This window comes from Peribacillus huizhouensis (genome assembly GCF_014138605.1).
Taxonomy (GTDB): Bacteria; Bacillota; Bacilli; order Bacillales; family DSM-1321; genus Peribacillus; species Peribacillus huizhouensis.
Genome location: NZ_JACJHX010000001.1, coordinates 506,050 through 527,727 on the forward strand (window position 1 = coordinate 506,050; position 21,678 = coordinate 527,727).

Genomic DNA, 21,678 nt, shown 5'->3' on the forward strand with positions numbered 1-21,678 from the left:
GTATCAACAATTTATAGCAGCTGTGGGTTTGACCTTCCATTTGAGACACCCTCTTTTCATAAGTTTATTTTATACCTAATGCAATTTTTGCATATCTTGACATACGGTCTCTTGACCAAGGTGGATTCCAAACTATGTTTACATCCGAGTCCTTCACTTCCGGAATGTCTTCAAGGACATATTTCACATTATCCACGATCGTTCCAGCGAGCGGGCATCCCATAGAGGTTAGCGTCATCGTAACGATTGCTAACCCATTTTCGTCCATATCAACATCGTACACGAGACCTAAATTAACTATGTCAACTCCAAGTTCTGGATCAATAACTTGTTCTAATGCACCCATTATATTATCTTTTAAATCTTGGTCCATCCAATATTCACTCCTTCATCTACTTCGATAACTACATCATATCAAATTTCTGCTTATTAATTAAGCAATTACTTTCTTAGCAAAAGTTTTCAAAATGATTACTCTTACCTCACCAAATTGAAAGAAAATTAAAAACATTTAACATTGCTTACAAATAAGGGTAATATGAATAGTATATCCAATAAAAAATTAGAAATTGAAGGTGACTAAATGACTGAAAAACATCTGATTGTCTTAGACCTTGATGGTACATTACTTACAAATGAAAAAAACATCACCAATCGGACAAAAAGAACATTAGCAAAATTAAAAGATGACGGTCATGAGGTTATGATTGCAACAGGCAGACCGTATCGTTCCAGTGAACCCTATTATCGCGAGCTTGATTTACAGACTCCAATTGTAAATTTTAACGGTGCATTCGTTCATCATCCTAAGAACAGCGCTTTTGGGGCCTTTCATTCACCTCTCGATATAGAAGTTGCAAAAGAGATTGTAGAAGCTGTACAAAATTTTACGTATCATAACATTATTGCCGAAGTACGCGATGATGTATTCTTTCATTATCATGACGAAAAACTAATTGATATTTTACAAATGGGTAGTACGAATATTACTACTGGTGATTTGCGTAATTTTCTGTCTGTGCCACCTACAAGTATGTTAATCCATACTGAACAACAATATGTAGATATGATCAGAAAACATTTGTCCGATGTCCACGCTGAAGTAATTGACCATCGCCGCTGGGCTGATCCATTCCATGTTATCGAAATTGTCCGAACCGGTTTGAATAAGGCGGTTGGTCTTGACCGTGTCTCCAAATATTTAGATATACCAAAGAATCGCATCATTGCTTTTGGTGATGAAGATAATGATATCGAAATGATTGAGTATGCTGGGACAGGCGTGGCGATGGGCAATGCCATTAATGATTTGAAAACACTTGCCAATGCAACAACACTAACGAATGAAGAAGATGGAATTGCTGTTTTCCTTGAGGAGAGGTTCAACCTGAAATTATAAGGATATCATGTCCTAAACTTTCTATTTTTTCCCTCTTTTAATTCTTGCTTTAGTAGCCAAACTATTAATGAGGTTGATGAAAAAGATTGCACACTTCTTTAGCACAATCTCAGGAAGCTTTAGAATACGGAGGCGATTAGGAATGGGTAAAAGCAGTAAATCCAAACGTTTTGTACAGCAAGGGAAGAATACAGTCTCGCAGCATGCTGAACGAATACCTTATCATTCTACGTACGCTGAAGCTGAAGAAAAAAGAACTCAACTTATGTCTGAACAAAGCTATGGTGGATTATAATGGCAAACAAACTATTTCAGCAAGCTCGTAAATTTGTTGAAGAGGCAGTAAATAGTGATCAAAACCAAGAGGAAACAATGGAGATCGCCAAAAATGCACTCTCATCTGCCTATGCCAATTCAACTGAGGCGGAACAAGTTCAGTTAAGGGAGTTACAGAATAAGCTAGAAACTAAAATTGGACAAGCGCCAACTCACTAGAAGTTTAAACGAAGTCTTTAGAGTCTGACACCATACTCTATACATTGTTCATTTTAACACGCTAATTGAACTGTATATAGGAGTGTGGGTCCGACTCTTTTTTACTCCTTTCGAAACAAGCCAACTATGCCTGTTGTTTGAAGAATGTTCGTAAAGCTTTTAGGATCCACTTCATTGATGATTTTCTCTAAGTCATACTGCTCATAGCGGGTAATCACGATTAATATCATCTCTTTGTTTTCGTTTGTATACCCCCCTTTTACTGGGACTGTAGTAATGCCGCGAACTAGTTTTGAGTGAATGGCACGCTTAAGCTCCTCTCCTTTCTTCGTAATAATCATCGCTGTAAGCTTCTCGTGACGTGTGTGGATAGCATCGATGACTCTAGTTGAAGTATAAAGGGTAACAAGCGTATAAAGCGCCTTTTCTGGTCCATATATTGCGCCTGCAGTCACGATGATGATTCCATTCAGTAGAAATAAGTATGTACCAACCGGCTTATCCTTAACACGGGAAAGGAGCATTGCGATAATATCCATTCCTCCAGTCGATGCCCCGTATTTCAGAGTAATCCCTACCCCAATAGCTGCTATAACTCCACCAAATACTGCATTTAATAAAATATCAGGTGACATTTTATAAACAGGAATTACTTCCATAAATACAGTCATTAATCCGACGCTAATAAAGCTATATACCGTAAATGAGCGACCGACTTTTTGCCAAGCAATAATCGTAATCGGAACGTTTAAGACAAACAAAATAATTCCTGTTGAAATGTCAAACGGTGCATATGTTTTAAGTAAAGTAGATAATAATTGAGCAACTCCTGTAAACCCACTTGCATAAATGTTGGCAGGTATCAGGAACAGATTCATAGCAACCGCGTTAAAAAGCGCACCGATTATTACAATAATAATTTTCTTTACTTCTAAAATAGACATATTTTGCCCCCAATCTTTATCTATAGTATCCTTCTACCCTTAAGCTGTTATTCCATGCTTAAGTGGATTGTTTTTTTTCATTGACATGCTACACTATGAGTAGTCATATATATTCAAGTTTTAGAAAGCAGGTGTAATCATGACAATCGCCATCCTTGCTGACAGTGCAAGCGATTTGCCACTGTCTTACTATAAAGAGAACGACATTCGCTTTATTCCATTACAAGTTCTGCTTGACGGAGAAAATTATCAAGATCTAAAAACCATTAAGCCGAATGAAGTCTATGAGGCCATGCGTACCGGAAAATCTCCTAAAACCGCTCAAGCAGCTCCAGAAGATTTGATTGAATTATTTACGGAGTTAGCTAAAGAAAAGAAACAAGGGATATATATCGCTTTTTCATCTGAATTATCAGGTACATATCAAACGGCTGTAATGGCCCGAAATCAAGTAAAAGAAGAATATCCTGATCTTGATTTAGAAATTATCGATACAAAATGTGCCTCCCTTGGATATGGACTTGTCGTTAAATCTGCGGTTAATGCTGCTAACAATGGCGCTTCAAAGGAAGAATTAGTAGAGAATATCACTTTCCAAGCCGAACATATGGAACATTTATTCACAGTTGACGATCTCGAGTACCTTGCACGCGGCGGGCGAATTTCAAAAGCTTCTGCAATAGTCGGTGGGCTTTTGAACATCAAACCACTGCTTCATGTTGAAGCTGGTAAATTGATTCCCCTTGAAAAAATCCGCGGCAAAAAAAAATTATTAAAACGAGTTATTGAAATTATGCATGAACGTGGGACAAATTTAGACAAACAAACCATCGCAATCAGCCATGCGGATAATGAAGAGACTGCGCTTGAATGGAAGCAAGCTATTCAAGACGAATTTGGAACAGAAAGATTTGTAATAAATTCGATTGGTGCAGTTATTGGCTCTCATGCAGGACCAGGAACCGTTGCATTATTTTTCTTAAATAAGTTACCAAAAACGTCATTATAATTTACTGCTTTTATCGCTATTAACAGACAGTAAGACCCCACTGATTGAAGTTTCACTTTATCTATATAACACAACTTCATGTATGCACTTTAGTTGTGTTACATAGCCACATTCACTATAATAGTAGAAATAAACGTACTGCAGGAGGTAAAAAATGGCTAAAGATAGTTCATTTGATATTGTTTCACAAGTTGATTTTTCAGAAGTAACAAATGCTGTAACTATGGCAATGAAAGAAATTCAAACTCGTTATGATTTTAAAGGAAGCTCTAGCACGATTACACTCGACAAAGAAGAGCTTGTTCTAGTTTCTGATGATGAATACAAGCTTGATCAACTAAAAGACGTATTGATCAGTAAATTGGTAAAACGTAATGTTCCTATCAAAAACTTGGATTACGGTAAAATTGAAGGTGCTTCAGGCGGTACCGTTCGCCAGCGTGCAAAGCTTATCCAAGGGATTGATAAAGATCAGGCCAAGAAAATTAATACAATAATTAAAAATAGTGGCCTGAAGGTGAAAAGCCAAATTCAAGATGATCAAATTCGTGTAACCGGTAAGAACCGAGACGACCTGCAAGCCATTATCTCTGCCATCCGTGGTGCAGATTTGTCTATTGATGTACAGTTTATGAATTATCGCTAATGTAATAAAGATAAGCAGTCTAGGAAGTACGTCCGTTAACTTCCTAGGCTGCTTTTTTCTTAGTTAGGCGATTATGCTAATTATTGCTGTAATTAAGGGAATGATATGTAATTTTAACAAAGTAGGATTATGACGCTACGTTCCAAAAAGGGGAAGTCCTCACACTCTATACACCGTTTTACATGTCAATTACATGTTATCTAAAAGATATTTAGTAGATTTTGGCTCTGGCACCGTTCTCTTTATTCTCTCGAAATCCTTTCCTGCCTCAGTTCTAATGTTTACTCCAAATTTTTCCACGTTTTTATTTTTCAATTCGAAGGAATATGAAAGATGTAGATATTAAGATTTAGGAGGTTTATATATGGCTAACAATGACAAGCAAAATAAGCAAACATTTCCACCACAGCACCAAAGTCATCAACCTGGTGTTGAATCAGAAATGCATCCAAAACCAGATTCCGTCTGTTCAGAGTATCAAGGAAGCGGAAAATTAAAAGGAAAAACTGCGATTATTACAGGTGGTGATAGTGGAATTGGTAAATCAGTCGCTATTTACTATGCAAAAGAAGGCGCAAATGTTGTAATTGTCTATCTAGAGGAACAAAGTGATGCAGAAACAACAAAAGAACTTATCGAAAATGAAGGTCAAAAATGTCTTCTACTTTCAGGTGATATAGGAGATGAATCTTTTTGCAAAAAAGTAGTAGATCAAACAATTGCGGAGTTTGGTACATTAGATATTCTAGTAAATAACGCTGGGGAGCAGCATGTTCAGGAAAACTTCCTTGATATTACAGCCGAGCAACTTGAGAAAACATTCAGAACGAATATCTTCTCTATGTTCCACCTAACCAAGGCAGCACTGCCACATTTTAAAAAAGGCAGCAGTATCATTAATACAGCTTCCATCACTGCGTATGAAGGAAATCCCAAATTGATCGATTACTCTTCTACAAAAGGAGCTATTGTTTCCTTTACAAGAGCTCTTTCCAATTCCATTTCGAAAGATGGAATTCGTGTCAATAATGTGGCGCCAGGTCCAATTTGGACACCTTTAATTCCAGCATCATTCGATGAAAAAGATGTCGCTAAATTCGGAGCGGATACCCCAATGGGCAGAGCTGGTCAACCTAAAGAGCTTGCAGGTGCCTATGTGTTTCTAGCAAGTGATGATGCAAGTTATATTAGTGGACAAACAATACATGTAAATGGCGGCACTGTCATAAATGGATGATTAATCAGGATGTCTCAAACGGTCATCGTTTTAACATTCAGTAAATCGTGTTTTACTTCTCTTGTATGCGACTGCGATGTCTGACTTGAGACATCTCTTTAATGTGGTTTTGGTGAGATAGAGTGAAACTTACCTAGAGTTACGCAGAAGTATAGTTTGCGCCCACAGGGTGTGGGTCACATAGACGAAAGCCTAAAGGACGCGGCGAACTTAGTCTATGATACATTGAACCTTAGTTCATACTGTCAATAGATCGAAGCTTGTGCTTTGATCTATTGGCAGTAGAACGGGCTAACAATCATCGGGGGATGAAGCCCCGCTATATGTTAGTTAAATTTTATTTTTTTATACTTTGCACGTTCGTACAGGAAACCCGTTCAATCAGCTGATGAGGAACGATAATTCGCTTCACTGGTTCTTTAGGGTTTAATAACATCTGAATCAAGCTTTTCGCAGCCTGGTAGCCTAAGTCAAATATATTTATGTCAATTGAAGTTAATTGTGGTCTAGCTAACTCAGAAAAAAAGGCGTTATTAAAGCTGACAATAGACATATTCGCTGGTACCTCTACTTCTAGTTTCGTTAATGTGTTCACAACTCCTATTGCCATTAACTCATCAGTTACAAGTAGTGCGGTTGGTGGTGTTTCTAATAATAATAATCCCTGTATAGCCTCTTGGCCTCGTTCAAGTAAGAATTCATCATGTCTAATATAATCAGGAACAATTGGAAGTCCTGCACTTTTTAAAGCCTCTTGGTACCCTTGCAGGCGCTCCATTGTCATTACTAGGTTTTTGTTCCCCCCGATAAAACTAATTTTATTGTGACCTAGATTGATTAAATATTCCGTCGCTTCCCGAGAAGCCCGGTAATTATCATTATCCACATGAGTAATTTCTTCTTCCCACTCATATGGTCTGCCAATGACGACAAACGGAAATTCACGATCACGTAAATATTTCAAAATTTTATCATCTGTTCGCGAATAAAGTAGAATAATACCATCTACTCTTCCACCTTGAACCATATTGACAACATCTTGATAAATTTGTTCTTCCGTTTTTCCGGTACTCATTTGCAATGCATATTGTTTTTCATGAGCACCTTCACTTAATCCTCGAAGGACTGTTGAAAAAAATGGATTTTGAAAAAAAACATCAGAAGAGTTTGGTAATACTAGGCCGATAACTTGAGTAGATTGACTCGCAAGACTTCGTGCAATAAAATTTGGATGATACCCTAACTCTACCATCGCTTCTCGGACACGAACCTTTGTTTTTTCGCTTATTCGAGGATTATTTGCGATGACACGTGAAACAGTTGAGGGGGCAACACTCGCCAATTTTGCAACATCTTTTATTGTAATTGCCATGATTCATCACTCCTCTCTAAGCGCTTACATTTAATTTTAATACTAAATAAAAATTATGTAACTATCATACCTTTGAAATTACGTTTTTGCATCCATTTTCTAATTTTTTTCTGTGGTTAAGGAACGTGGCTCGCAAGAACAGCTCCGCACCGTCAGGGTTTTAATTATAAAAAACATCCATGAGCGTCTGCTGTAAATATAAAAAAGCGGAGCGATACTTACTAATCCGCTCCGCCTAATCTTATTTATACAAGTAGACTCTTGTTTCATAAGGACGTAGGATTATTTCATTTGTGAGACAAGCATCACTATCTGAATAATTCGTTAGCAGTAGCTGTGAGGCTTCTACTTTGATTTCCGATAGGCTAATTGTTTGTTCCGCATTTTTGAAATTGCTAAGCACAACCGCAGATTGATTTTCTATTGACCTAGTATATGCATATACACAAGGATGCTCCTTAAGCAGCAGCTTATATTCACCATACACAAACACTTCATGATTCTTTCTAAGCTGAATCATTTTTTTATAAAAATGATAAATCGAATCAGAATCTTTTTTCTGCTGTTCAACGTTTATAGATTTATAGTTTGGATTTACTTTCATCCAAGGAGTTCCTTCCGTGAAGCCTGCATTTTCACAATCATTCCATTGCATTGGCGTTCTTGAATTATCTCTCCCACTGTTCCATATTACTTCCATCACATCATTATGGGGAGTACCTTTAGCCACTTCAATATTGTAAAAATTAATCATACCGACATCATCATAATCTTGAATTGATTCAAACTGGACATTCGTCATGCCAATTTCCTGGCCTTGGTAAATGAATGGAGTTCCTTGCATAAAGAAATAGCAAGCCGCAAGCATTTTTGCACTTTCTTTCCAATAATCCGTATCATTTCCCCAGCTTGACACACTTCTAGGCTGATCATGATTTTCCCAAAACAAAGCATTCCAGCCTTTTTCATGCAAACTAGTTTGCCATTTTGAAAGAGTTTCCTTTAGTTGGACAACATCAACGTCTTTGTCAATTCCTTTTCTCCAAAGGCCAAGATGTTCAAATTGAAAAATCATATCAAACTTCCCGTTTCGTTCACCAACCCAGTCATCTGCTTGGTGAATTCCAACTCCATTTGCTTCGCCAACAGTCATAATATCGCATTTGGCGAAGGTTTCTTCTTTTAATTCCTGGAGAAAAGTTTGAATCCCTTCTTGGTTTGTATGCATATCAAATGCTGGTACATAACTAAGGCCATATGGATTATGCATATCTGGGAATCCTTCCCGTTTTTTTATATGACTGATTGCGTCAACACGGAAACCATCAATTCCTTTATCCAGCCACCAATTTACCATGTCATACAAAGCTTTGCGAACTTCTTGGTTCTCCCAATTTAAATCTGGCTGTTTTGTTGCGAAAAGATGTAAATAATATTCATCTGTTACAGCATCGTATTCCCACGAGCTTCCAGAGAAGATACTTTCCCAATTGTTTGGAGGTAAATCCCCTTTTCCTTCTTTCCAAATATACCAATCACGTTTAGGATGATCCTTTGAAGATCTTGATTCGATAAACCATGGGTGCTCATCACTTGTATGATTTAATACCAAATCTAAAATTAGCTTCATTCCACGTGCATGTATTTCTGCCAACAGCTCGTCGAATTCCTCCATCGTACCGAATTGCCCAGAAATATCTTGATAATCACTAATATCGTAACCATTGTCCGCATTTGGTGACTTGAAAAATGGACAAATCCAAATCACATCAATCCCTAGTTCCTTAAGATAATCAAGCTTAGACATTATTCCTTTAATATCCCCAATGCCATCGCCATTACTATCCATAAAACTTCTCGGATAAATTTGATAACTGACTGCCTCTTTCCACCATTGCTTTTTCATTAAATCCCCTCCCGATTCTCATTGTATCGGCTTTCTTTTAAGTGAAATTCTTATAAGTACCATTTGAAATTTTGAATATACTTATGATCGGCCTTTAAAATAGATACGGGAGAGGCTCATTTGCTATTTGAAAGATCGATTACGCTTTGATCTTTTCAAAATGAAGACAATGAACATAACAAATGCAAAAATGACAACTCCCATTGTAATCAAATACGGAATATTCAGGCCTGATTTTTCTGACACCGTATAGATCTCAGCCTTTTCACGATTAATTATAATCGGATATTTCCCATCATTATTGCGTACTAAATCATATCCAACCAATCCTCTTAACTCTTTGTCATTTCCCAATTTATTAGCGTCTACGTCTATCGTTTGTGACTTCGATGAATTATTAATTGCAACAATAATTGTTTCATTTTGAAAAGTTCGTTTATAAACAGCTGTACTATTATTAACATGAAGCAGTTCCAAGTCACCCTTCATTAGTGCCGGATGCTGCTGCTTTATTTCACTTAATTTCGTAATATAATCAATTAACACAGGTTCAGCTTTAAAGCCCATAAATCTTCTGTTGTCTGGATCATTTCCACCGTTCATGGCAATTTCTGAACCATAATAGATGATTGGGATTCCAGGTGTTGTATACATATACGTTAAAGCAAGCTTCCAACGAGTCTCTTGATTTTCATTATTTGCAGCGATTTCATGAGTAAACCTGGTCATATCATGGTTATCTATAAATTTCCCATTCCATTCCGGATGCGTGAATAACTTTTCGTTTCTATCTAGTGCAGTGAAAACAAAATTCAATGATTGATCAGGCTTAGAAAAAGCATCTCGCATGCTGGCGTTTTGTGAAAAGTCCATAAAGCCATCAATACCTGTTTCTTGATAGCTAGCAATGACAGTAGGATCATCTAGCCAAATCTCACCAATCAAGTAGAAATCTTTCTTCTCTTCTTTGACTGCTTTAGAAAAATCATTCCAAAAACTTTTATCTACATGCTTTACTGTATCTAAGCGATATCCATCAACATCGGTTTCTTGAATCCACCATTTAGCAGCATCCAATAAGTACGCACGTGTTTCTGGGTAATCTTGATTTAAATCAGGTAAGTCATGTAACCAGCCAGTTTCCACTTGATTCTGATCATTCCAATTTGTGATACCTTTCTTTTCATGGAACCAATCCTGCTTTTTTGGATCGTTTACCCAAGGGTGATTCGGTCCTACATGGTTGACTACAAAATCAAGGATAATTTTCATATCCCGCTTATGAGCTTCTGCTACAAGCTTCTTGAATTCATCGATCGTTCCAAAATGCTCATCCGTATTATAGAAATCCTTAATCCAGTACCCGTGATAGCCGAAAGCCTCATTATCAAAGATTGGAGTCAGCATAATCGCTGTAAATCCCATATCTTTAATATAATCAAGCTTCTCTATGATCCCGGCAAAATCACCACCTTGATAAGCAAGTGGATCATTTACATCCACCTCTTTATCATTTTTTGTATCCCCATTATTAAAACGGTCAATCATTAATGAATAAACGATTTCATCTTGCCATGTTCGTTCTTCCTTTTCAACAGCACCTGCGGGTAGGGCGTAAATAAGTAAGAACAAAAGCAAGATGAGTGAAATTGCTTTTTTTCTCATCTCTGCTTCCCCCTTATGTAACTTCTTCACGCCTTTAAGATTAGCCTTTCGTGCCCCCTGCCGTCAAACCTGAAACGAAGTATTTTTGGAAACAGAGGAATAACATTGCAATCGGTAGGGCAATTAAGACAGACCCTGCTGCAAATGTCGTAAATTCATTTCCGAATTGTTTCGCTACCATTTCATATAACCCAACCCCCATTGTAAATTTCTCATTACTTCTTAGCATAATTCTTGCTAAGATGAAATCAGCGAATGGAGCAATAAATGCGAACAAAGCAACAACAGCAATGATTGGTTTAGCAAGCGGCATGATGATTTGCACGAATATTCTCATATGACTTGCTCCGTCTATTTTTGCCGATTCATCAAGCTCTTTAGGAATTGTATCTAAATAGCCTTTCATTAACCACGTGTTTATCGGAATTTGACCGCCAACATAAATTAAAATTAATCCGAGATGTGTATCAATTAACTCTGTACGAACCGCCAATACATAAAGCGCAATTAATGCGGCAAAGTTAGGGATCATTTGTAACACTAGAAACGTAAGCAGTCCATTTTTCCGTCCAATGAAACGATATCTAGAGAAGGAATACGCTGTAATCGACGTTAGAATGACTGTCGAAATCATTGTAATAATACTAATTTTAAGAGAGTTCATGTACCAGTAAAGATAATTTGATTTTTCCGGGTTGAATAAATGCGCATAGTGTGCGATTGTTGGATTCTTCGGAAACATTGATGCGCCAGATAAACTTTGACCAGGGTTAAAGGAAGAACCGATTACCCATAGCAGTGGATAAATAATGACTACACACATCAGAAGGATGATCAGGTACGAAACAGTTAAGCGAATCATTTTGTTTTTTTTCATACCCATGATTAGTTCATCCCCTCCTCTTTAAACGATTTAGATCGTTTAAATTGCCAAAGTGCAACTGTCACAACAACTATTGATAATAGCATGGTAATAGCAGCCGCTTTCCCATATTGAGCAGATGTCATAGTAAGACTATAAATCCATGAAATCAAAATATCTGAACCGCCTGCGTTTTGACCTGGAATCGCAGGACCACCACCATTAAATAAGAAGATGACATTAAAGTTATTAAAATTAAAGGTATATTGCGTGATCAATATCGGTGCTGTCGTAAATAAAATCATCGGTAAGGTAATCTTCATGAATTTCTGCCAAATGGTCGCTCCGTCCACATTTGCCGCTTCATATAATTCATCGGGAATCGATTGAAGAACACCAGTTGTCATTGCAAATATAAATGGAAATCCTAACCATGTCTGAATAAATATTAGAGCAAGCCTAGTCCAGTTTTCTTCAGTCATCCAAGGAACTGGATCAATACCAAATGCATGAAGAATACCTGTATTAATAACACCGAATGATTCATTAAACATTCCTGAATAAATTAGGATTGAGACAAAAGCCGGCACTGCCCATGGTAGTATAAATACCGTCCGGATAATCGCTTTACCTTTTAAATCTTTTTGGTTGGCAAGTATCGCCAGGAAAATACCAAGTGCCACCTGGAGAGTTGTTGCCACAAATGTCCATACAATCGTCCATCCAAGAACGCCAAAAAATGTTTTGCGCCATAAGTCCAACTTAAAAATATCGATATAGTTTTGTATCCCAACCCAGTCTACTAGCTTTGCCGGCGGTGAATGATATAAATCGTAATTCGTAAAAGATAATAAAATAACGAATAATATCGGGAAAATGACAACAAAGATTAATAACAGAAAACCTGGTGACACCATTAAATAAGGAAAGCCACTATCTAGTAAATTATGATATTGTTCCTTGACTGAAGAAATCGCTAATCCATGGTCGCGCTTTTTCCCCGAGTTATACGCATCGTAAATATTGACTATATAAATACCAAGTCCAATCACCGAAATGATTAAGGCAATAATCCCATCAATCAGCAAGAAAATTGAATGATCAAGCCCAGCAATGGTTCCTAGTGTGAATAATCCCCAAAATCCCCAATTCAATGTATCTAAGAAACTAGCGAAAAAGGCGATTGTTAACAGAAGAAAGATAAATCCTTTTACATATTGTTTATTATAAAACTGGCCAAATCCAGGGATGATCGATAAAAGTGCAGCATTTCTGCCGTGTTTAATTGCTGGATTTATACCATCCATATCAATCTGCCTCCCTTTCAGTAGGAGAGTATTATTGATCCCTGTTTACTTAACCATTAATATTGGATTTCAAATGGCTTCACTAAATAGAGAGCCTCTTGAGTGCGCAAACGCTTGCCTCTGAATGGGTTAAAAAACGGCTTAACGCCGCTTTCCAACCTAATTATCTTCCTTAAAGGGCTCTGACCATTAACATTATTACTTCTTGGCTCCTGCAGTTATATTCCATTATTCAGAAGGATGGTTTGTTGTAATGTTTGTTTCGATTGATTTTACTGCATCATCCATCGCTGCTTTTGGTTCAGCTTTTCCAGTTGCAATCGTTTGTAATGCCGATCCTGCTGGCTCCCATACCTCTGCCATCTCTGGAATATTGGGCATTGGAACAGCATATTGTGATTGAATGGCCACAGCTTTAGCTCCTTCATTATCGGTAATAATCGGATCCTCGATTAACGTTTTGACAGGTGGAATTTCTTGCGTTAACTCAAATCGGATTTTTGCATTTTCTTCATTTGTCAACCATTCGATTAGTTTTGTTGACCAGTATGGATGTTTCGTAAATGCTGTCACATTCCAGCCTTTAACACCCATAAACGTTTTCATATGCTCACCATTTGGCAATGTTGGCAACTCAGAGATACCGATATCAATTCCAGCATCTTTCATTCCTTGGAATGCCCACGGCCCATCCATAACAGAGGCTACTTTACCTTGGTTAAATAAACCGTCTTTAGTAGAACCCCCGTTATCCCCGATGATTCCTTTAGGGAATAGTCCTTCTTTGTACCATTTTTGGATGTATTTTGCTCCTTCAACCGCACCGATGTTATTCAAACCAAGATCTTTTGGATCAAGGCCATTATCAGTTTGATTAAATACATAGCCTCCCATCCCTGCAATTACACCATGTGCAAAGTAAAAGTTATCCCAAAGCGCCAAAAATCCGTATTGGCCGCCTTTTGTTAATGCTTTTGCTTCAGTATAGAGTTCATCCATCGTTGCCGGAGCTTTACTCATTAATGCTTTATTATAAATGAATACAGGTGTTTCAGTCGCTTTGGGCAAACCGAATAATTTCCCATCATACATTTGAGCATTTACAGATGATTCAGTAAATGTATCAAGTACATCATCTGATACATTGATTTCTTGAATCAACCCCTCAATTACCACTTGACCAATTTGGTCATGAGGCAATGTCACGACATCAGGAGCTTTTCCGGCTGGACCATCTAGTCGTAATTGATCGCGCATTTTATCAGCCATGTTTAACTCTTGAAATTCAACTTTAATGCCATATTCTTTTTCAAAAGATGCAATAGCTGGCTTTAAGGCTACAGCTTTATCAATGTCTTCCCACACAATTAGTTTTTCTGGCTTAGCTTCCTCAGCTGTTTTATCTTTATTTTTTGTTTCGTCTGGAGATTTTGATCTAGTTTCCCGTTCAGGAGCTCCACATGCAACAAGTATACCTAGAAGCAACATAAGCATCATAAAAATAGACAGTGCCTTTTTCATGATTTAACCCCCATTTGCGTTTTGATTTAAGTCAGCAATCGTTTGCGCACTTGTTGCTGGAAACCAAATATGTAAACGCTATCAAATTATCCCGATAATAAAATTGTGTATCTTTATCTTTGAAACTTTCTTCAAAAATAAAGACTTTTAGCTTTCTTAGGTCCAGGAATAATTTGTGAAACCGATTGCACTACTTTATAAACTTAATTATACAATTATTCTTGATTTTTACAAGTGAAATTTTAGGACTTTTTAATTTTAGTTTATAAGATTAATCTGAAAATGCCTTAAACACTAGATTATTACATCAAAAAATAAGAGGGACTCACAAAAAAAGGGTCAAACCCCACAACAACTAAATACAGTGTACGATACTCGACATACTGATTTAGAGTGCGAGGTCTGACACCTCTCCCCCTTCTACATTAACATAAAATATACTTCAAATCCTCTTTAACAGAAGGTTTAATCGCTATATGGTATCACATAAAGTGAAACTTCAATCAGTGGGTTTTCTTCATTCCCCACTGATTGTTAGTCCTGTACTACTGTCGCTAAGATCTTTGCATTCCTTCAATTAATCAACAGTACGAACTAAGGTCAACGAAATCAGACTAAGTACGCCGCGTCCTCATGTCTCCGTCTGAGTGCCCCCCCATCCTGTTTGCCTCAACTTAAACCTCTGTTCACGCATCGGTAAGTTTCACTGTATCTCACCAATTAGGGTTTTACTGCCCGTTAACGCAGGACAAATTCTAGTCTTCTATGATTCAATGACTTGAATTCCATATGTCTTAAACCACACATCGATTTGAGCCAGATGTGCTAAAAGCTGTGGACCGGACATAAGCTGACCAAACCACGGTTCTTTAAACGCTTCCCCTTTAGTTTCGATCAAGTCGTTAAGCTTTTGTTTCTCAAAAAACTCATGAAGAACCGAGGTCCGATCCTCAAGTATATGCTTTAGCCATGATTGAACTCCATTCGTGTACACTGGATTATGTGTTTTCGGATAGGGACTTTTTTTACGATATAAGATTTCTTCTGGCAGCAGGCCTTCTAACGCTTTTCGCAAAATTCCTTTTTCCCGATTTCCTGTCATTTTCATTTCCCATGGGATATTCCAAACATATTCCACTAGACGATGGTCGGCAAATGGCACCCTAACCTCAAGACTTGCCCCCATGCTCATTCTATCTTTCCGATCAAGCAGCGTAGTCATAAACCATACAATATTCAAGTAAAATAGTTCTCTTCTTTTTGCTTCTTCGCCTGTTTCTCCATATAGTCTTGGCATTTCTGCTAGCGTCTCCAAGTATTTAGCTTCAGCATATTCTTCTAGCCATAATTTGCTTCGCCAATTTTCTTTTAGCAATGAAACTCGTTCTGCTGTGGAGCGCATCCATGGAAACCCTGTTCGATTCAAATCTTCACTCCGATGAAACCACGGATATCCCCCAAATATTTCGTCTGCGCATTCGCCCGAAAGACCTACGGTAAAGTCTTGTTTGATTTCCTTGCAAAACCACAATAGGGAAGAGTCTACATCTGCCATTCCGGGAAAGTCTCTTACTTTGACGGCCTCGGTTAAATAATCAATTAATGTTTCCTGAGTAATGACTGAATTATGATGGACGGTGTTGAATTGATCTGACATTAGCTTAATCCATTTATCATCAGAATTTGGTTGAAATTCATTAGATTGAAAAAACTTATCATTACCTTCATAATCAATCGAATACGTATGCAGCCTTCCTTTTCCAGTTTTTTCATAGGAATCCGCAGCGATTGCTGTTATTGCACTAGAATCAACACCACCTGATAGGAACGTACATAATGGTACATCTGAAACGAGCTGGCGAGTCACAGCATCGCAAACAAGAAACTTCACCTTCTCAGATGTTTCTTCAAGCGTATCTTGATGTTCCATACTTTTCACATTCCAATAACGCCATATTCGAAGCCCTTGCTGCGACAGAGTTAATGCATGCGCAGGTCTAAGTTCCTTCATGCCGTGAAATACTCCATTACCAGGCGTACGTGATGGTCCTAACCCAAATATTTCGGCCAAACCTTCTCTTGTTACTTCAGCCTTCACTTCAGGATGCGCTAGAATGGCCTTCAGCTCTGAAGCGAACAAAAAACCGCCATTTTTTTCTGTGTAAAAAAGCGGCTTCACACCTAAACGATCTCTCGCAATAAATAATTTTTGCTCGTTCACATCCCAGATAGCAAAGGCAAAGATGCCATTAAAAAAATCTACGCATTTTTCTTTCCATTCTATATAAGAAGTTAGTAAAACTTCTGTATCAGAATGACCTTTAAAGGAATATCCTTTTAATAGTAGTTCTTTACGAAGATCTTCAGTATTATAAAGTTCACCGTTGTAGCAAAGGATATAAGAATTACCATCTTTCTCTTTTTCCATTGGCTGTTTGCCACCTTCTGAATCGACGACAGTCAATCGGCGATGACCAAACAACACATGGGAATCATGCCAAATATTATGTTCATCTGGACCTCTTTTGACCAGTGTATTCGTCATCTGTTCTATAACCATACTTTCCTTGCGCAGATCTCGTTGAAAGTGAACCCAACCTGTAATACCACACATAACCTTCATCCTTTCAATCAGCATCGCAAAATTTACTATACAATTCGCCCTATTAGTATTTCTTAGATGTATCCCGGTTTATAACAGGCTGTAATACCCCGATTGGCGAGATACAGTGAAACTTACAGATACGTAGATACGTAATCAGAGATAAAGTTTGCGCCCACGGGATGTGGGTCACACAGACGTTGCCGAAGAACGAGACGTACTTAGTCTGGTCTGATTCATTAAATCAGGTTCGTAGTGTTGCTTTATCGAAGCATTAGCTGAAGATTTAGCGACACAAGAACGGGACTAATCATTAGTGGGAAATCCCCCAACTAGTGGAAGTTTCACTTTATCTGCTGATTCCTTATTCAAGCCCTACATTGACACATTCTCAAATGAGCCATGCAGCGAGAGTATAAAATAGCCTATGCAAAAGTTGATGAATGGTTATTTGTCCGATAAAGTAAAATTTTTGGTATGTAAAGGTTATCCTCAAGAAAGATCGCTAATTACGATTAGGATATATAAATTGTCGTACTCCACTGGTGCTTTGAAAGATAATAAATGTCTATCCAGAGTTATTACCCAATTTTCTTGCTCATTCTATACTTTTCTGTTTCTTCTAATTAAAATTGGGGTAATAAATCTATGCTTTATGGTTTAAAAAAGAGACATTTTGTCTAAAAAGAAGGGGAGGTAATCCATTTTTGGAGGTAAATTATGAATGATCAACAACGAATGAACCTAATCAATCATCAACATCGCTCATTTTTAGAAGGAACGGTTGAGAATATCAATCACCAATGGGTTTTTTTTGATAATGAAACCGACGAAGCTACTTCTTTAGAAGAGTATGCAAATTTAGATATAGATATCTATCGGAGAAAAAATTGGTACAGAGGAATCATTGAAGAAAACGGCTTTGTGAAAATCTACAACGATATGGTCCATTTATATGACGGAGAAACAGTAAAAATTCGTAAACCATTGTTAGGATCATTTGAAAGATTATTGAAAAAAATAGAGACAGAGTCATTCGTCCAGTTTATCACGAGTTTAAATTCATTAGATTTCTCGATTCACGATTGCATTTACTGTTATAATCAGCTTGACTTTTCAGAAGGAGCATCCCCAAAAACTGGTGTGAATTTCCTAGTTTTCGACAACGAACTTTCCGTATGCTCTGTACAGCATCATTTCTTTTATACATCTACTAATCATGACCGTTTTGAATTCACAATAAATACAGGAAAACGGATTATCATTGAAAAAATCAATTCTAAACATTCCTAGTACTCAACAAAAAATAGCAAAGAGGATGCCTCATAAGTAAAGCTTCATACTCACAACTTCTTTACACAGTTTACACGGATTGTGTATCACTCTATACTGCAAGTTGAAAGGTTCAGACTTTATGAGACATCCTCTTAAATATATTTCATCTTGGATTGTTATACACCTTTTGGTAAGATGAAGAATCCATAATATCCAATAATCAAAAAAACTATGACAAATAACGCCCACATTACTCCTGTACTTTTCCCTTTTTTGGTTCTAACTAAAATCATTTCCATTGCGGCGATAACAATAAATCCTAAGACCATTTTCAGCCAATAAAAACCAAATGCAGACCCCATCAAAGCTCCACCAGTTAGGATAATAAGGATGTAAAATACCCGATTAATCATATGTACGATTTTGAATCCTTTAGTTTTTCCACTATTATGCAGAGCTAGTGCAACGAATAGTAGAATAATAGCGATTACCCAAGTGGTAATATGCGCATGTGTTAAGTGTGTCAAAATATATTGCCCCCCTTAAAAGTTTCTCCTTCATCATATCATAGACAAATATCTAAAAACAAAACTATATTCTCAGCTACAGGAATTATTGAACATTTAGTGAACAGTATTTGTAAGTGTTCCAATTCCCTTGACTTTCACCGAAATCTCGTCCCCTTTTTGCAAAAATTTCGGCGGCTTAAAGCCTTTACCTACTCCAGCAGGTGTCCCTGTGGCGATGATATCACCTGGTTCAAGCGTCATACCTTTTGAAAGAATCGCGATAATTTCTTCAACTGGAAAAATAAATTGTTCGGTATTGGATTGCTGTCTGATTTCACCGTTGACTCGGGTTTCAATATCAAGCTGATTAGGATTTTTAATCGCGGACTTCTCTACAATAACCGGACCAAGCGGGCATGAACCATCCAAGCTCTTACCAAGTAAATATTGCTTATGATTTACTTGCAGGTCTCTTGCAGTGATATCATTTACAATCGTATACCCGAACACATAATTCAGCGCTTCATCCTGTTTTATCCCTTTACCCTTCTTACCAATGACAATAGCAAGTTCACCCTCATAATCGAGTTCGCCTGTTATATCTTCGTGACGAGGAATGTTTGCCTCATGACCAATCACAGCCGTGGGCGCTTTTGAAAATACAATAATATGCTCAGGTATATCTGCCTCACTCCCCATCTCAACAGCATGTTTGGCATAATTCTTACCTACACAAAAGATATTTTTTGCTGGACGCGGAATTGGAGCTTCCCAAACGAAATCATCGGCATAAAATTTTGATTTGTTCTCTTGCTTGGATACCCATTGTTCAATTTTCTTTATATTTTGTAAAAAAAACTCACCCTGTGCAATACATTCGAGAAGTGTTGCCGGTATCACTTCACCCATTTGTATTGCAGCAGCTTGCAGTAGCAATACATTTGTACGGTTCTCTTCTACGAGTACAACTTGACTCTCCCCATTCACTTTTACCGTTCCGAATTTCATAATCAGTATCCCCTTTGCTATGTTTACTTTTTCATCATTGGACGAGTACCATAAGTAGCAAATCGCCAGACATATTCAACAGGGCCCATGTAATAATGCTTCAACCAAATTGTACTGAGTATGAGCTGTAAAAAGTAAATAACAACAACTAGTACGACTCCTGTTGTAAAAGAAATTTTACCATATAACCCAAAGCCATACGAATAGAATAATAATGTGCCAATAATAGACTGTAGCAAATAATTGCTCATGGATAATCTACCGACATTGGCTAGTGGTGTTAAAATTTTTGCAAGGGATTTATTTTGCATGAGTAGTACAAGTGCAGTAATATAAAAAATTGATATCACTGGACCGCCAATCATATCTTGAAGAGATACCGTAAAATAATTGTAGTCTGCAATGTACGGACTTGCTTTAAGCAAACCGCCGCAAACTAAACAAACAACAGTAATAATCGTTAGTTTTCGCTGATGCTCTCTCGTTCTCTCCAGCCACTTAAGTTTCGCAAAGCCTGCACCGATCAAAAACAAGGGAAATATTGAGATGATAAGAATGATACTACTTCCTAAATTATTTACCATGTACCACTCCACAAAGCGTTGCTGAAAAATCTCCGTAAAAGTACCTGTTTGATACGCTTTAATAGACGCCTGAACCATATCTAAATCAGTTATTATAGCAGCCTCTTCGGGCATTGTAACGTATACGACCATCATCAATAAGCAGAGCAATAACGCCGGAATGGCGAAGAGAAGAGAACCAACCCATAGGAGAGTTTTCCCGCTCATTTTATAAAATAACAGAAATAAAAAACCGATCAGCGCATAATTGATTAGAATATCTCCATGCCAGATGAGAAAGGCATGAATGCAACCAATTATCAAAAGAAAGAATAATCTTCTAGAAAATACAACTGGAAATGACGTATTTCTGCTTTGGACTCGCTCTGCAAGAATCACAGCGCCAAAACCAAATAAAAACGCAAACATCGGGTAAAAGCTTGCCTGAGCAAATAAATCAACCATTATGTAGATTGTACGATCTGGGTCATTATTCCACCATTCAATTGGATTTACATGTAAAAAAGGTGAATGAAAATCAGGCATATTTACAAGCAAGATCCCCAATATAGCTAGTCCTCTTAAACTATCAATACTTTGAATTCTTTGCCTACCATCACTTATTTGTCTATTTTGTTTCATTCTTTGTATTCAGCTCCCTGTTTTTCTCCTTTTTCTAATATTTTACACTCAATTGTTTAATAACGATATATTTCTTTCAAATTCAGCTCCATTACTTCTTTCATTAAAGATTTCTAAAGCATTGATTAGGCGATTGAATCACATCGTTGCACAAATTACATAGTATATGGCAGGTAAATTTTTTTAGGAGGAGTTATTTATGCCGGCCATCGTTGGGGTCGTTCAAGTCATCAGCCTTGGAAGCAGCGGCGTTTTCAATATTGGAGATGTATATAAAGTAATGCCATTTTCTACTTCGAAAACTTATGCTGGTGCTGGTTCATTCAATACTGGAGATAACATTTCATTATATAACGGAAACAGTACGACAAATACGTATGATCCAGATGTGACTGATCAACCAATTCTATTCAATATTTAACGTATCAGAGAGGGGAATCTTGATGATTTTTAATATTCAGCAAAACATTCACATTCATAGCATTAAAATAACCAGTGTTGGGAATTCCTCTGTTTTTCAAATTGGCAGTGCTGGTATCATTAAACCTCTATCTCAGCTCGCTAATACTGGTGGATATACTGAACCTGCACCACAACTAGAGTCAGATTTTTCACTTCCTACCGGACAGCAAGCAGTTATACTTCCACCGACAAAAGTGTCTAGAAATTAGCCAATATGTTAGTCTTTCATAAAACATGTAACTAGTTTCATTTGG

The 21,678-nt window shown here is 37.3% G+C and carries 21 protein-coding genes; 9 read left to right on the plus strand and 12 right to left on the minus strand.

The genetic code is table 11. The annotated features are described in order from the left end of the window. Nucleotides 1–64 precede the first annotated feature (64 nt). Nucleotides 65–373: a metal-sulfur cluster assembly factor gene (locus HNP81_RS02340; protein ID WP_028393163.1), complete on the minus strand. Its 309-nt coding sequence runs from the start codon at nt 371–373 to the stop codon at nt 65–67. A 210-nt stretch (nt 374–583) separates the two neighbouring features. Here HNP81_RS02340 and HNP81_RS02345 point away from each other — a divergent pair, with 210 nt between their 5' ends. The 3 genes from HNP81_RS02345 to HNP81_RS02355 all read left to right on the plus strand — a co-directional run bounded on the left by HNP81_RS02345 (nt 584) and on the right by HNP81_RS02355 (nt 1,894). After that, nucleotides 584–1,399, plus strand: coding sequence for a Cof-type HAD-IIB family hydrolase (locus HNP81_RS02345; RefSeq protein ID WP_028393164.1), 816 nt, complete (start codon nt 584–586; stop codon nt 1,397–1,399). Nucleotides 1,400–1,541: 142 nt separating this feature from the next. After that, nucleotides 1,542–1,694, plus strand: coding sequence for a hypothetical protein (locus HNP81_RS02350; protein ID WP_180320065.1), 153 nt, complete (start codon nt 1,542–1,544; stop codon nt 1,692–1,694). Further along, nucleotides 1,694–1,894, plus strand: a complete 201-nt coding sequence (locus HNP81_RS02355; protein ID WP_028393165.1) for a DUF3813 domain-containing protein — start codon at nt 1,694–1,696, stop codon at nt 1,892–1,894. The genes HNP81_RS02350 and HNP81_RS02355 overlap by 1 nt, the downstream gene beginning before the upstream one ends. Nucleotides 1,895–1,995: 101 nt before the next feature. Here the strand turns inward: HNP81_RS02355 and HNP81_RS02360 are convergent, their stop codons facing one another. Beyond that, nucleotides 1,996–2,838, minus strand: a complete 843-nt coding sequence (locus HNP81_RS02360; protein WP_028393166.1) for a YitT family protein — start codon at nt 2,836–2,838, stop codon at nt 1,996–1,998. A gap of 139 nt (nt 2,839–2,977) precedes the next feature. Here HNP81_RS02360 and HNP81_RS02365 point away from each other — a divergent pair, with 139 nt between their 5' ends. The 3 genes from HNP81_RS02365 (at nt 2,978) to HNP81_RS02375 (ending at nt 5,730) form a co-directional block, all read left to right on the plus strand. Beyond that, nucleotides 2,978–3,847 (plus strand): fatty acid kinase binding subunit FakB, encoded by an 870-nt coding sequence (locus HNP81_RS02365; protein WP_028393167.1) that lies wholly within the window; start codon nt 2,978–2,980, stop codon nt 3,845–3,847. Between the two features lie 154 nt (nt 3,848–4,001). Beyond that, nucleotides 4,002–4,493 carry a YajQ family cyclic di-GMP-binding protein gene (locus tag HNP81_RS02370; protein WP_028393168.1) on the plus strand — a complete coding sequence of 164 codons (492 nt, stop codon included), beginning with the start codon at nt 4,002–4,004 and terminating at the stop codon, nt 4,491–4,493. Nucleotides 4,494–4,857: 364 nt separating this feature from the next. Then, nucleotides 4,858–5,730, plus strand: a complete 873-nt coding sequence (locus tag HNP81_RS02375) for an SDR family oxidoreductase (RefSeq protein WP_028393169.1) — start codon at nt 4,858–4,860, stop codon at nt 5,728–5,730. 337 nt (nt 5,731–6,067) lie between these two features. On the opposite strand, the gene HNP81_RS02380 is transcribed toward HNP81_RS02375, so the two are convergent. From HNP81_RS02380 to asnB, 7 genes are all read right to left on the minus strand, one after another. After that, nucleotides 6,068–7,102, minus strand: coding sequence for a LacI family DNA-binding transcriptional regulator (locus HNP81_RS02380; protein WP_028393170.1), 1,035 nt, complete (start codon nt 7,100–7,102; stop codon nt 6,068–6,070). Nucleotides 7,103–7,343: 241 nt separating this feature from the next. Next, nucleotides 7,344–9,008, minus strand: a complete 1,665-nt coding sequence (locus HNP81_RS02385) for a glycoside hydrolase family 13 protein (RefSeq protein ID WP_182501430.1) — start codon at nt 9,006–9,008, stop codon at nt 7,344–7,346. A gap of 123 nt (nt 9,009–9,131) precedes the next feature. Next, nucleotides 9,132–10,673: an alpha-amylase family glycosyl hydrolase gene (locus tag HNP81_RS02390; RefSeq protein WP_182501431.1), complete on the minus strand. Its 1,542-nt coding sequence runs from the start codon at nt 10,671–10,673 to the stop codon at nt 9,132–9,134. A 40-nt stretch (nt 10,674–10,713) separates the two neighbouring features. Further along, a complete protein-coding gene (locus tag HNP81_RS02395; RefSeq protein WP_028393173.1) occupies nt 10,714–11,556 on the minus strand; it encodes a sugar ABC transporter permease in 843 nt (280 codons plus the stop codon). A 2-nt stretch (nt 11,557–11,558) separates the two neighbouring features. Next, nucleotides 11,559–12,842: a carbohydrate ABC transporter permease gene (locus HNP81_RS02400; protein ID WP_182501432.1), complete on the minus strand. Its 1,284-nt coding sequence runs from the start codon at nt 12,840–12,842 to the stop codon at nt 11,559–11,561. Between the two features lie 228 nt (nt 12,843–13,070). Then, a complete protein-coding gene (locus HNP81_RS02405; protein WP_028393175.1) occupies nt 13,071–14,363 on the minus strand; it encodes an extracellular solute-binding protein in 1,293 nt (430 codons plus the stop codon). Between the two features lie 763 nt (nt 14,364–15,126). Next, nucleotides 15,127–16,977 (minus strand): asparagine synthase (glutamine-hydrolyzing), encoded by a 1,851-nt coding sequence (gene asnB / locus HNP81_RS02410; protein ID WP_182501433.1) that lies wholly within the window; start codon nt 16,975–16,977, stop codon nt 15,127–15,129. Between the two features lie 708 nt (nt 16,978–17,685). On the opposite strand from asnB, the gene HNP81_RS02415 reads away from it, so the two are divergent. Further along, nucleotides 17,686–18,258 carry a DUF2777 family protein gene (locus HNP81_RS02415; protein WP_182501434.1) on the plus strand — a complete coding sequence of 191 codons (573 nt, stop codon included), beginning with the start codon at nt 17,686–17,688 and terminating at the stop codon, nt 18,256–18,258. A gap of 158 nt (nt 18,259–18,416) precedes the next feature. On the opposite strand, the gene HNP81_RS02420 is transcribed toward HNP81_RS02415, so the two are convergent. The 3 genes from HNP81_RS02420 to HNP81_RS02430 form a co-directional block, all read right to left on the minus strand. Further along, nucleotides 18,417–18,767 (minus strand): YisL family protein, encoded by a 351-nt coding sequence (locus HNP81_RS02420; RefSeq protein WP_182501435.1) that lies wholly within the window; start codon nt 18,765–18,767, stop codon nt 18,417–18,419. A 96-nt stretch (nt 18,768–18,863) separates the two neighbouring features. Next, complete coding sequence (locus HNP81_RS02425) at nt 18,864–19,757, minus strand: fumarylacetoacetate hydrolase family protein (protein WP_182501436.1); 894 nt, start codon at nt 19,755–19,757, stop codon at nt 18,864–18,866. A gap of 23 nt (nt 19,758–19,780) precedes the next feature. Beyond that, a complete protein-coding gene (locus tag HNP81_RS02430; RefSeq protein ID WP_182501437.1) occupies nt 19,781–20,962 on the minus strand; it encodes a DUF418 domain-containing protein in 1,182 nt (393 codons plus the stop codon). Between the two features lie 199 nt (nt 20,963–21,161). On the opposite strand from HNP81_RS02430, the gene HNP81_RS02435 reads away from it, so the two are divergent. Together HNP81_RS02435 and HNP81_RS02440 are read left to right on the plus strand one after the other, a co-directional pair. Further along, nucleotides 21,162–21,383 carry a spore germination protein gene (locus HNP81_RS02435; RefSeq protein ID WP_028393181.1) on the plus strand — a complete coding sequence of 74 codons (222 nt, stop codon included), beginning with the start codon at nt 21,162–21,164 and terminating at the stop codon, nt 21,381–21,383. A 22-nt stretch (nt 21,384–21,405) separates the two neighbouring features. Beyond that, nucleotides 21,406–21,633 carry a spore germination protein GerPB gene (locus HNP81_RS02440; protein WP_028393182.1) on the plus strand — a complete coding sequence of 76 codons (228 nt, stop codon included), beginning with the start codon at nt 21,406–21,408 and terminating at the stop codon, nt 21,631–21,633. The last annotated feature ends 45 nt before the right edge of the window (nt 21,634–21,678 follow it).